Below are 12676 nucleotides of genomic sequence, written 5' to 3'. Positions count from 1 at the left end.
GACGTGTACGTTTTGCATATACAAATAGCTGCCGTTGGCAAGCTGAAGGAAAAGTACTTAGTGCTTGGCATAGCGGAATATGCCAAGCGGCTCGGGCCTTACGTGAAGCTCACGCTCACGGAAGTGCCCGATGAGAAGGCGCCGGAGACGATGAGTCCGGCGGAGGAAGCGATTGTGCGCGAGCGAGAGGGCGAGAGGCTTCTAGCGCAGCTGAAGCCTGAGGCGCATGTTGTCGCGCTCGCGCTGGAAGGCGAGCTCTGGTCCAGCGAGGATCTCGCGGGCCAGCTCGATAAATTAGCCACGTATGGGCGCAGCCACGTGGCTTTTGTTATTGGCGGGAGCAATGGTCTTGCTCCCGCGGTGCTTAAGCGCGCCCAGCAGAAGCTGAGCTTTGGGCGCATGACCTTGCCGCACCAGCTGATGCGCCTGGTGCTGGTGGAGCAGATTTATCGGGCTGTGAAGATAAATCGGGGGGAGCCTTATCATAAGTAACGGCGGAAAAATTTTGATGGAAAGTTCGGGTCGCCATATATTCGCCCTGTTTTTAGCCGATGTGATGAACGATAATACACTTAGAATTATGGCTGATAAGCTTCGGAAAACAGGTTGTTTCTGAAGTTCATGAATATGAAGTTAGCTGAAATTTCAGTAAAGGTGATAATATGAAAATTGAAAACTTGGATTTTCAAACATGGTGCAGAAATCATAAGGAAACTCATGTTGCAAAATGGTGTCGAGAAGTTTATCCCTGGGTAGTACTCAGGAATATAGATTTTGAATCTGTCTTTCTTAATGAAAGGCAGATTATTTCATTTAACCACATTGAGTATGAAATAACTGTACTTTCAATTGAACTACAAAGCAACGGTAGGTACAAAACAACTTTTAGGCTAAAGTCAAACATGAAGAGTGGACAGTCTGAGTGGGAGCAGAGGAAATGGGATACGGTTTTTCAAATTATTTATAATAAGGAGGGGGAGTTCATTACAGTGTTTACAAAGAAAGAGGACCCCTCAAAAGACCTTGTTGCTAAATTTATGAAAGGGAGTTTTAAAAGAATTACTGAAAATAAATCCCGCCCAGTTTCACTTTTACTTTTTAATTCATTAATTTCATATTTGATGGAAATGACGTTTCCAAATGCTGTTTATTTAAAAAGATTTGCCGTAGATACTGAAGCAGAGGGGTACAGCAAAATATTTACTATTAAATCTAAATACATATATCCATTGTTTTCGATTGATAGATCACACTGGATATTTTCAAGTTTCAACGAGGAAAGAGCACATAGAATTGGATTGAGGTTGGCTGATCAATGTGAAAAGCTAACCATTATATTTTGTAACCCGACATACACTCGCCATCACCGCTGCAAACATAAGAATGTCGAAGTAATATCACTATTTGAATTCTATAACAGATCATCTGAAAAAATCAGAGAACAATTTGAGAGACAAATAATCTTACTACAAAATCATCTGAGCTTGCCGGAATCCAAAAGTAATGAACTAATTTTAAATGAAATTTCACAACCAAAGTTTACTGAATATGAAATTAAAAAATCGGAATTATTGGAAGCACTCGCAATAATGAAAATTCCTGTTTCCAACAAGTATGTTGCATTTTATTTTTTTGCTGGGATGAATCTAATAAACTCTTGGCTAAGTGTAAATAGAAAGAATCCAGAAATATCTAATAAGGAGGAACAGCTATTCAAGGACATGTATTTTTTTAAAACATATATAAATAAAAGGATTGTTGAAATCATTGAAAATAATATAGATGGAGTTAATGTGTCATTCCAAAATCAATTCTGTTTAATTGAATTATTTAACTTCCAAATTAGTTTTTACAATTTGCCATTAATTGATACACCAGAAAATAGGATTATTTTAGATTTTGTTAGTTCACCTAAAAATAAGTATATTGAATGGAGCGGGAAGCGACTACAACCAGTAGCACCACTTATTTTTTCATTGGCACGCAATTTTAAAAGAGAATTTTACGAAAGTCTAATCAAAGTTAATAGTAATATCAGCTAATACCATATTCGACGCATCGGGGCATTCAGCTCTCTTTCCGCAAGATATATTTAAAGAGGAATTATCGGATAATCCTGTACCGGAGTCTGTAAAATGAATTATGTAAACTTCCGAATCAATTAAAATGGAAATATAAGAAAGGTTGGGGAGAACACATGGGTTTATGGACGAAACTGCAGCTGCGAGCATTCATTAAGGAGAACAAGCTCGTATCCGCACAGGACACTCATAATGCATTAAAAGATCTGTTTGCGGAGACGATCTAAGAGATACTAGAGGCTGAGATGGATGAGCATCTCGGCTACCAGAAACATGAAACATAGAAGAAGCAGACGGCCAATTGCTGAAATGGCAAAAGCAAGAAAAATATCATTAGTGAGTATGGGGAGCAGGAAATCGCTGTTCCTCGCGAACGTGAAGGTGAGGCGCTCGTCGTGAAGAAGCATCAATCCAATGTGACCGGGATTAAAGATTAAATTATTACACTCTATGCCAAGGGGATAAGTTCTCGGGAGATTAAAGATCACCTCCACAATCTATATGACATTGAGGTCTCTCCAACCTTCATATCCGATGTCGCGAACAAGATTATTCCTCTCATTAATGAGTAAAAATCGACCGTTACAAGGCGTTTACACCGTTGTTTTCCTTGATGCGATTCACTTTAAGGTGAAGCAGGATGGTGCTATTGTCAACAAAGCAGTTTACATGGTCATTGGAATCGATCTCGATGGTTGTAAAGATGTACTGGGTATGTGGATCGGAGAAAACGAGTCCTCAAAGTTCTGGCTTAGTGTCCTGAATGATCTGACAAACCGCGGTGTACAAGAATACTCATTACGTGTGTAGACAACTTAACAGGCTTCACAGAAGTGATTTCAGCCTGTTATCCCCTAACAGAAATACAAAAGTGTATCGTCCATCAGATCCTAATCTCCACTCGTTTCGTTTCTTATAAGGACTTGAAGAAGGTAACCGCTGATCTGAAACCCATCTACAAAGTCGTTAATGAGGAGATGACTCTTGTAGAGCTTGATCGCTTCGAGGAGACCTGGGGGAGCAAATATCCGTTTATTATCCGTTCCTGGCGTAATAACTGGGAAGAGCTTGCAACTTTCTTCAAATACCCCCGCAGAGATCCGTATAATCATCTATACCACTACTATTATTGAGAGTTACCACCGTCAATTGCGTAAGGTAATGAAAGGTAAAAGCATCTTTCCAACGGACGAATCCTTACTAAAATGCTTTATCTAGCAACTATAGATGTCACCCGTAAATGGACGGGGCGTGTTCAGAATTGGGGTCAAATGCTGCTGCAACTTTCCGTGTTCTTTCCGGATCGCATTGGCCAGTATTTACGATAGCCCCCTCGAGATGAAGCATTAAGAGAGTTTACACAAAATGTTTGACAGACCCAGAAAAATTGCAGACGGTAAAATTTAATGCTAAAATAAAAAAAATGAAGAATGTTACATAAATTATAACTTTAAACAATTATATTTAGTGAACAAATAAGAGCTTGAAAATTTCTTTTCGAATTCAGTTCACTCTTCAATTATTGCCTCTCGCAATTCTCTTCTGTTACCATCGTTAAAACATAATATAATGTACGAAAAGGCCATCCTTGGAGGAATTAGTTCAGAAACGAACAAACATTTAATCATGATATTTCTTCAAATCGAAAAATTTTAGTTATTTCCTTTTGTTTTTCATTATGGAGCGACCATCAAGATTTTTTTCAACAATTGATGAATTTGAAGAAGTGATAGAAAAAGTTTGTACTTCTTACTTAGTTGTGAGAGATTTATGTATAATTAACAAAAACAACTTTATAATTCAATAGAAGTAATACTTGGATGGCATGGACACGCTGTGGGTGATCTGGCTCGGTCTGCCCGAAGCAGTTGGAGAAATAAAGTTAGGTAGATAACCCTGCGTTGCCAGGTCTTCGAGCTGCCGTTACACTTCTTTAAATCTCTCTGAGTTGTGAGCACAGAAAATGTTAAAAGGGTTCTCAATGTTGTTTATGAATGACCCAATTAATACTGATTGTTAGAACGCATCCGAAGTCGTAATATCTCGTCATAACAACTTATGAAAAACTATTAGGGGTTAAATACATGACAATAGCTGTAATTATTATATTGTTGGTTATAGTAACAATCCTACTATTTTTATTTGCAAAACAAAGAAGAACTATTCAACACTTAAAAAGTGAAATTTCTGGGAATTCGTTGGAAACAGAAAGTACTGATAACGATCTTATCTTCTGGCTTAGGTTTCCTTTATACTGCTGCCTAGTTTTTTGTTGCAGCCTACTGATTCTAATGTTATTAAGTATTACGGGAATTTATAAGTTTTCAACAATACAAATGTTCTTTCTAACGGCTTCATCTTTCTTTTTTGTAGCATCGGATCTATGTCTTATAGGAATGCAAATGGAAGGTAGCAATATTTCCCCTAAATGGATTCAATTTATAGGTAGGGATACCTCTAGAAATGCATATAAAAGGTTCTTTTGGATTGCGTTTGTGTGCTTCATTGTTTCTTTTATTGTTCATCCATTTGAAATTACTTATTTTAAGGAATTAACGGATATTTACAATTCTGCTTTCGGAATAATGTCTCTATGTCTCGTTATTTTTATATATGGTTTAAGAAGTATAGAATCAATGGATAGGTATTTTAAAAAAAGGTAAGTATTGTAACACATTATGTAAGGCTGATAAACTTGAACATAGAAATACGAAGACTTGTACTTTCGTGGAGGAAGTAAGCTTAAAGATAATAATTTTGTAATAGCCGTGGGTCTAGTAACCTCGGTCATTTCTCGTTGCCGAAGCTCTCTACGAGGAGAACTGTACCATAAGTGACGGCGAAAAATTAAAGTGTGGAAAAGTTCATCTCGCCATATATTCACCCTGCTCCTAGCTGACTTAATAGATGATAATTGGATATATAACATGGTTGAAAGGGGGGAGCCGGTTACATATTAGCTCGAGCTTGGGACGTCGTACGCACATGAGCGCTGATTCGAATTAATTAAATCTATAGGTGAAAATAATGAATGGTTCAATTGTAAGGAGAATGAAAAGGTCTCACCAGAAATCAATTGCTGCTTATGATCATTTTTTCGAATTTATTGAAGATATGTTGCTTGTTAGCATTGTGCCAGATAAAATGACAGGTGAATTTATTACTTTGTTCTTGGCCCGATACGTAAAATAAATGGGGCTTTTAAAGTTCTTGTGATAAATGGGTACGAAGAAGATTCACAAGCACATTTAAGAATATTGCTAGAGCAGGCAATAACACTACTGTATATTCTTTTGAATCCTGAAGAAAGAATACAGCAATACAATGATTATTGTTATGTAGATCAACATAACACAATGGCGAAGGTCGAAAAGTATCGACCATTTTACGAAATCGACTATGATAAAGAGGAAATAATTCAGAACTATGAACGAGTGAAAGATAAATTCAAATCCAAAAATCGGTGGAGCAATAAGAATCTCCGAGAGATGGCTAAAGAAGTAGGAAAGGAAGCAGAAGAGTGGTACGAGTTTATTTATTCTTGGAATTCTAGCTATGTGCATAGTGATATATATTCATTAAAAGGTGTATTTGAACATGAGAGTTTGGAAACATCACTCTGAATCTTGGGGCAATGGATTTTAATGCCTCTCTTATTTTTGCGCGTGTTATCCAATTTACATATTCGGTTCTAAATAAAATATGTCGAGTAAATAACGTGGCAACTACTGAAATAGATGAGGTTTGGAAAGTTGCCATGGGGTTGTTAATAGAAGAGTGGGATGTTGAAGGGAAGATTAATTTCGCCTAATACTATATTTACACATCGGGTCATTCGGCCCTTGATCCGCAAATTTTAATTGAAGCGGAATTATCTGATATCCCTGTACCGACTAACCGCCGCGCAACCGTCCCCACCAACAACAAATTCTTCGGCCGTATGACCTACCCGCACCAGCTTATGCGCGTGTTAATTGCTAAAGCGGGTATATCAGGCAATTAGATTAGTCGAGGGGACAGTACCATAAGTTACAGCGAAAAATGGTGGTGGATTTAAGTAAGAGATTATAAGCAGGGAGTGGGGCCTATGGCGAAGAGAAGACCAAAAAAGCAGGGCAAAAAGCGTCTTCGTGAGATTGCAAGTATGAAAGAGCTATCCTCGAATGCAACAAGTTTGGTGAATTTGAAGCAGGCTATGCCGGTTTTAAGTCCATTTCTTAAGGAATTTGGGGCTGAAGTTGATAAGATGGAAGACGCCTTACAAGGCATAGATGGAATGGCTAGACAAACAAGTGAGTTTGTTAGTATACCCGACAGGTTTAATAACTTTTTTGCCGATCATGGCTGGATAATGTACGGCATGATGAATTTTGAAGTTGCGAAGGAAGTAGTACTAAAAGCCGAGGCGGGTAATTTTAAGGAAGCGCTAGATCAGATCATACAATATTATAATGTAGAGACGATAAGATTTCAGATAAAACGACTGAACTCAATTAAAGCTTTTCGACCAAGAAAGGAATTGGCGTTAAAAGCATTGATCGATTATGAAGAGAAACGGTATCACGCATGTGTTCCGGTTGTACTGGCTTTAACGGATGGTCTTGTAAATGAACTACATGAAGATCATAAAGGAATTTCGGCAGGGTCGACTCAATTAGAGGCTTGGGATTCCATTGCTGCTCACAGTCAAGGATTAGGTAAGCTAGTAAGAATTATACGTAAGGGTCGTCGGAAGACGACAACCGAGCCAATTAGTCTCCCATACCGAAATGGTATCTTACATGGGACAGACCTCAGCTATGATAATGAAATTGTAGCTGCGAAAACATGGGCACTTCTTTTTGCCGTTGGTGAGTGGGCTGCAAAGGTGGAACGAGGAGAAACTACAGCCCCGGAGGATAAGCCAGAGGAGTCATTCTTAGATATACTTGAAAAGGTACAAGAAATAGAAAACTTCAAGCAAGAGATTGAAAGTTGGAAGCCACGTGAATCCATCTCTATAAATCACGATTTATTTATCCAAGGTACTCCTGAATACGCGTTGAATGAATTTTTAGGGTACTGGATGCAAAAAAATTACGGAAGAATGACCATGATACTACCACACAAGGTATTTGATACAAAAACTGCACCATTAAAGGTACGAGAGCACTTTAAGAGCCAGTTATTAATTTCATACGAGTTTGTTTCAGTTATTGATGTGGGTCTTTCTAATACGAAAGTCTCTGTAAAATTACAAGTTGAAGAGTTTGGACGTCGGTTAGAGAAGTCTCATGACTTTGTAATGATTTGTGAAGATGACCAGGGCAATCTTGTTAGTCCTAATGCGACCAGATCGAAATGGATTAGTTACACGTGGTATGTTTAAATTTTATAGTGATTTAATCCTATGGAACAAGTGGATCAAGCATCAACACAGGGGGATTGTATGTCAAAATATCTACAATATATTTGCAGTTCTCAGTCAGCTTTTGTTGAACAGGAAATTTCTGTTGATTTGAGTGATGAAGAAATTAAAGAAGTGCATATCAAATTTTCAAGCGAAAGAGACAAGCCTAAAAGAGGGTTAATAAGAATAACCATTTGGTATCAAGAACCAATTGATTATGATAGGGCAAAAGAACTTGGTGACCACAAAATACAAGAAATTATAAATAGCTTGGTATTTGTGAGAGGATTTCAGGTTGGAGAGCCATATCTTATTTCTGAAAACATCAAACCTCAACCGTTGATTACCAACAGAATGTCAATTAAGTTTGATATAATGCTTGATTTGAAGCAAGAACAAATTGATGAATTTATTGGGCTGATTAAAACATCTCAGACAAGTCATATTTACTATGAATTGTATAAGCAATCAATGAATCATCATGATGGTTTGGGCAAATTTATGTTTTTGTATAGTCTGCTAATGGTAATCATAGGAGCTAGCAAACAACAGGAAGTTGATGCACATATTCTTTTAGCTAGCCCTGATGAACTAAATTATAGAAGACAATCAACAAAGATGATTAAACAAAACGGAAACATGGTTAGAAGTAATGCTTTAGAAACAAGGTTCACATGGCTTAGAAATCACTTGGGGCATACTCAAGTAGACAGTGAAATTGCTTTAGCTATTAAAGAAATAAATGAATGTCTAAATGATCTTGATGATATTGTGAAAAATGCCATAAAAGAAAAGATAACTAGGCACATGAATCCCTAAGGAGAATAAACCATGACTATGCCAACTAAAGCCCAGATTTTTGAACATTGGATGGACTGGTTAGATAAGAGGGGATTTGACTGGGGGGAACCGTGTTGTTGGGCTTGCAAACGCGATTTCAATGATACATATGATTTGAACAAGCCCAGTGCTACACGTGAAGAGATAATAAAGAATTGGGAAAGGACACCTCTTCAGCGTTGCCATATCATTGCCCGTCAGTTTGGTGGAGAGGATATCCCGGATAATCTATTTCTGATGTGTAAAAGCTGTCATGACCGGGCTCCGAACACGAAGTCACGTGGGGCGTTTTTGGATTGGGTAGAAAAGCAAGATTACACATCCTTAGTTCAAGAAGATATCATGAGAGAGTTGAGGAATTTTGAACTCTTAGACCTCATTGATAATGTAGGTGAAATGCTGGCAGATAAAGAACTCATGAAACGCTTTTTTAATAATTCTGGTTTTCATATGAATCAGGCTAGAGGCGGGTCGGAGATTACTCTTTCAAGTATATTTGTTCAAATTGCTGAAGAACTAAAAAGACGTAAGTAAGACGCATAGTCTCACACAAGCTCCACCAAGCCAATGACAAAGGAGAACGTCCATCACAGGCGTTCTCCTTTTCGTCACGCATAATCTTCCAGTGCTTCCCTTGCCACTTGTTGCACATAGGCTTCTCCCAAGCCGATGGATTCGTAATACTCTCGCGTCACCGTTTCCATAAGCTCGATCACAGCATCATGCTGCTCCACCGGAACGAACTGTAAAATCGCCGTGGTAATTGCCTGTTCCCTTGCAGCTTAATTTCCTCCAGCCCATAGTGAGTATAGCCGCCCGTACTACCATTGGTGAGCTTGTGTTTCATCTCCATCGCCTTGATGGCGGTGACAGGACTAATCACTTCCATCTTGCTCAACGTGTTGAAACCCCTGTAAATGACTTCGTCCAGCAGTTCTCCTTATACTGCGCGTTACCTTTTTCTCTTGTTTTCTTCATCGTAGCATCTTCCAATGCCTTCTTGAGCGGGTCTTCCTTCGAGTGTAGAAGTTCCATCGTAAGCCCATTTACAATCGCTTTCCGGCGTTGCCTAATGTAAGAATACATGGTGGGAAGGCTGTTCAGGAAATCGTTATCATTACACCACGCCACCAGTTTCTTCACAGGAGTACTGTCATCAATCATCGTGTCCAGAAACGGCCTGTTATTCCATTTTACCAGTGCCGCGATTTTGCCGGGCATGAATTTGTTCGTTCCATCTTTGAGTCGATCTTGCTTTTTGCTCATTATGCTCACCCCGTATCGTTAAGCTGTATAAACGTAATATAACGATTTGGGTACGAATTAAAGGTGACTGAACTTTAACTCTACATGCGTCATCCAGGAAGTATGGCAAACAGTATTGCTTTCCATAAAACAACTGCCCACCCCATAATGAGGCCACTGAAAAAGTCCGTCTCTTAGAAAAGGTACAGTCCTTCAAGAAAGTTGAAGAGACTGTACCTTTTTTGTCGTATAATTAAGTGATTACGAGAAATGGGTGAGAGCGGATGAATCGACAACAACAAACTTTGGTTTTGAGTCCTTACGCGGCACTGTATGACATTGTTGTGCCGAAGGACAATATGCTCCGTCAAATCAACGAACTAGTGGACTTTGCCTTTATATACGAGGAGCTGAAAGTGAAATATTGCTTGGACAATGGACGAAATGCCATTGATCCTATTCGCATGTTTAAGTATTTGTTGCTGAAAGCGATCTTTGAACTATCCGATGTAGACATTGTCGAGCGCTCTAAGTATGACCTGTCGTTCAAGTACTTCCTTGGTATGGCACCAGAGGAATCCGTAATTGACCCGAGCTCCCTCACCAAATTCCGCAAAATACGGTTGAAAGACATAAACCTCTTGGACATGCTCATTGGCAAAACCGTAGCACTTGCCATCGAGCAAAATATCCTGAAGAGCAACGTCATCATCGTTGACGCTACGCATACGAAAGCGCGCTATAACCAGAAATCGCCGCAAGATATTCTGCAAGATCGTGCACGGAAGGTACGAAAGGCCGTTTACACTATGGATGAATCAATCAAAGCCAAAATGCCAGCAAAGAACACAACCTCTGTACTCGAAGACGAAATCGAGTATTGTCAGAAGCTCGTCGTCTTCATTGAAACCGAATCCGGAATCGCACAGGTACCTAAAATCCTAGAACCGCTTAACCTGCTGAAAGAAACTGTAGCGGATGATGTCGAGCAACTTCGCCTGACAGCGGATCCGGATGCGCGTGTGGGACATAAGAGTGCAGACTCTTCCTTCTTTGGATACAAAACACATCTGGCCATGACCGAGGAACGTATCATTACAGCAGCTGTCATTACCACCGGCGAGAAGAATGACGGCAAGCAACTGCAAACGCTCATCGAAAAAAGCAAAGGAGCCGGCATGCAGGTCAAAACCGTCATTGGTGATACCGCCTACTCCGAAAAGGGTAACCTTTCGTACACGAAGAACAATGGGATTGAACTGGTAGCCAAGCTCAATCCGCTTATCACGCAAGGTGGCCGTAAAAATGAAGATGAATTTTTATTCAACAAAGATGCTGGCATGTACGTATGCCCGGCTGGTCATATGGCTATCCACAAGGCTCGGCAAGGTAAAAAAGGCGTCGGTAAAAACCAAGTAGATACCTATTACTTTGATGTGGGCAAGCGTTGTCCGCTCCAAGAGGGCTGCTACAAAGAAGGTGCGAACAGCAAGAGCTATTCTGTAAGCATGAAATCGGAGGAGCACTCCGCGCAAATGGCGTTCCAAGAGACGGAGTACTTCAAGAAAAAATCGAAGGGGCGCTACAAAATTGAAGCAAAGAACAGTGAACTTAAACATGGACACGGGTATGATGTAGCCACATCCTCGGGTCTGCTTGGTATGGAAATGCAAGGGGCAATGGCCATATTCGCTGTAAATCTTAAACGAATACTAAAACTGAAAGATTGAAAAAGCGCGATAAGTAGATCCATATACAACTAAAAAAGACATCCTTCCCCTTATCTTAGCAGGAAGTATGTCTTTTTTATGCCTTATGAGAGACAACTGAAGCAATATGGTGAGTTCTTCAGTGGCCTCCCCCATAATGAGTGGCTTTTGTTTGGGTACATACTGGGGGCATGGTTTACATCAAAACCACGATTTTGATTTGTTGAAAGGGGCATAGCACTTCCAGCCAGCGACTAAGAGTAAAAATCTGAACGATACGATGAAGATAAATATTATACTAGTCTAAGCAAAATTAGTTTAGTATACTTTATTTCAGAAAATAAGAAAATTATGGGGGATTTATATGAAGGAACTTCCTGAAGATATTGATTCATTATTTACAGAATTACAGTTATATGATCAATATAGTTTTAGTATGAAGATTTTTCCTGAGCTATATAGAGCAATTAACAAGCCTAAAAAGCTCGATTGTTACTGCAATGAATGTGGCAGAGATAGTATTTTTATGTCTACAGAGTCTGGAGTAAAAGAGTCGAGTAGCTGGGAATCCGATTTAAAGACTCTTCAGGATGAAGGTGTACTGGTAGTTAAATTTATATGTTCTCGTCATTCTGAACATATTATCTGGTTTCAGTTTATTATTCGAGATTTTTTTATAATGAAAATAGGACAATTCCCTTCTATCGCCGATTTCTCAAATATAGAAATAAAAAAGTATCAAAAACTTCTGGGTAAGGAAAGATATAGAGAGCTTAGTAAAGCGATTGGGTTGGTTTCGCATGGTGTTGGGATAGGTTCATTCGTTTATTTAAGGCGTATATTTGAAAATCTAATTGAGGATGCCCATCAGCAGGCTACAACTGATGTTAATTGGGATGAGTCTGCATATGAGAGGATGAGAACTGCTGAACGCATCGGAGTACTTAAAAGCTATCTGCCTTCCTTTTTAGTAGAACATAGAGGTATGTACTCGATTCTCAGTAAGGGCATTCACGAACTAAGTGAGGAAGAGTGTCTTGAAATGTTTCCTGCAGTTCGACTTGGTATTGAACTTATACTTGATGAGAAACTTGAGGAATTGGAAAGGCAAAAGAAAATTGCATTTGGCTCTAAAGCTCTTTCTTCACTAATATCGAAATATAATTAGAATATTCCAATAACTTATATATTTTTTAAAATAAATATTTTAAGCCACTCAATTTGGTTAAGAAGAGTGGCTTATTTTCTATTTGAAAATGTAAATTTTATGGTCAAACTTTACTTTGTGCTTAAATACATTACGGAGAACCGTATCACAAGTAGAGCGAAATTCGCGCCATGTGCAATTCCTAGGCAAAGTTCTTTAATAAATAGCGGCGAAGAGATAAACTCTCTTCCGCCGCTATTTTTTT

At 39.0% G+C, this 12676-nt stretch carries 12 protein-coding genes and 1 pseudogene; 10 read left to right on the top strand and 3 right to left on the bottom strand.

Annotated features, from left to right (window positions below; translation table 11 throughout):
* Positions 1-12: 12 nt before the first annotated feature.
* The 8 genes and pseudogenes from rlmH to E0496_RS06870 all read left to right on the top strand — a co-directional run bounded on the left by rlmH (position 13) and on the right by E0496_RS06870 (position 8844).
* Positions 13-492: a 23S rRNA (pseudouridine(1915)-N(3))-methyltransferase RlmH gene (rlmH, locus tag E0496_RS06900; RefSeq protein WP_053373454.1), complete on the top strand. Its 480-nt coding sequence runs from the start codon at positions 13-15 to the stop codon at positions 490-492.
* Between the two features lie 170 nt (positions 493-662).
* Complete coding sequence (locus E0496_RS06895; RefSeq protein WP_141500894.1) at positions 663-2042, top strand: hypothetical protein; 1380 nt, start codon at positions 663-665, stop codon at positions 2040-2042.
* A gap of 155 nt (positions 2043-2197) precedes the next feature.
* Positions 2198-3409: pseudogene (locus E0496_RS06890) on the top strand (IS256 family transposase).
* A 1827-nt stretch (positions 3410-5236) separates the two neighbouring features.
* Positions 5237-5704: a DUF5677 domain-containing protein gene (locus E0496_RS06885; protein WP_338325825.1), complete on the top strand. Its 468-nt coding sequence runs from the start codon at positions 5237-5239 to the stop codon at positions 5702-5704.
* 11 nt (positions 5705-5715) lie between these two features.
* Positions 5716-5892 (top strand): hypothetical protein, encoded by a 177-nt coding sequence (locus tag E0496_RS36110; RefSeq protein WP_206669726.1) that lies wholly within the window; start codon positions 5716-5718, stop codon positions 5890-5892.
* A gap of 276 nt (positions 5893-6168) precedes the next feature.
* A complete protein-coding gene (locus E0496_RS06880) occupies positions 6169-7449 on the top strand; it encodes a hypothetical protein (RefSeq protein ID WP_141500892.1) in 1281 nt (426 codons plus the stop codon).
* Between the two features lie 60 nt (positions 7450-7509).
* The gene (locus E0496_RS06875) at positions 7510-8289 is read left to right on the top strand and encodes a hypothetical protein (protein WP_141500891.1); all 780 of its coding nucleotides are present in this window, start codon (positions 7510-7512) and stop codon (positions 8287-8289) included.
* Between the two features lie 12 nt (positions 8290-8301).
* The gene (locus E0496_RS06870) at positions 8302-8844 is read left to right on the top strand and encodes an HNH endonuclease (protein ID WP_206669725.1); all 543 of its coding nucleotides are present in this window, start codon (positions 8302-8304) and stop codon (positions 8842-8844) included.
* Between the two features lie 74 nt (positions 8845-8918).
* On the opposite strand, the gene E0496_RS36835 is transcribed toward E0496_RS06870, so the two are convergent.
* The 3 genes from E0496_RS36835 to E0496_RS06860 are packed head-to-tail and all read right to left on the bottom strand — an operon-like array spanning position 8919 to position 9576.
* Positions 8919-9044, bottom strand: a complete 126-nt coding sequence (locus E0496_RS36835) for a hypothetical protein (RefSeq protein WP_277755832.1) — start codon at positions 9042-9044, stop codon at positions 8919-8921.
* Positions 9023-9208 (bottom strand): hypothetical protein, encoded by a 186-nt coding sequence (locus tag E0496_RS06865; protein ID WP_141500890.1) that lies wholly within the window; start codon positions 9206-9208, stop codon positions 9023-9025. The genes E0496_RS36835 and E0496_RS06865 overlap by 22 nt, the downstream gene beginning before the upstream one ends.
* Positions 9205-9576 carry a hypothetical protein gene (locus E0496_RS06860; protein ID WP_141500889.1) on the bottom strand — a complete coding sequence of 124 codons (372 nt, stop codon included), beginning with the start codon at positions 9574-9576 and terminating at the stop codon, positions 9205-9207. The genes E0496_RS06865 and E0496_RS06860 overlap by 4 nt, the downstream gene beginning before the upstream one ends.
* Positions 9577-9839: 263 nt before the next feature.
* Between E0496_RS06860 and E0496_RS06855 the strand changes: the two genes are divergently transcribed.
* Both E0496_RS06855 and E0496_RS06850 read left to right on the top strand, forming a co-directional pair.
* Complete coding sequence (locus E0496_RS06855; RefSeq protein WP_141500888.1) at positions 9840-11285, top strand: IS1182 family transposase; 1446 nt, start codon at positions 9840-9842, stop codon at positions 11283-11285.
* A gap of 343 nt (positions 11286-11628) precedes the next feature.
* Positions 11629-12432 carry a short-chain dehydrogenase gene (locus E0496_RS06850; protein WP_141500887.1) on the top strand — a complete coding sequence of 268 codons (804 nt, stop codon included), beginning with the start codon at positions 11629-11631 and terminating at the stop codon, positions 12430-12432.
* Positions 12433-12676: the final 244 nt, after the last annotated feature.

Source organism: Paenibacillus luteus, assembly GCF_006542765.1.
GTDB lineage: Bacteria > Bacillota > Bacilli > Paenibacillales > Paenibacillaceae > Pristimantibacillus > Pristimantibacillus luteus.
Note: the sequence above shows the minus strand (reverse complement) of the source record. Positions and strands in the feature narration are given on the sequence as shown.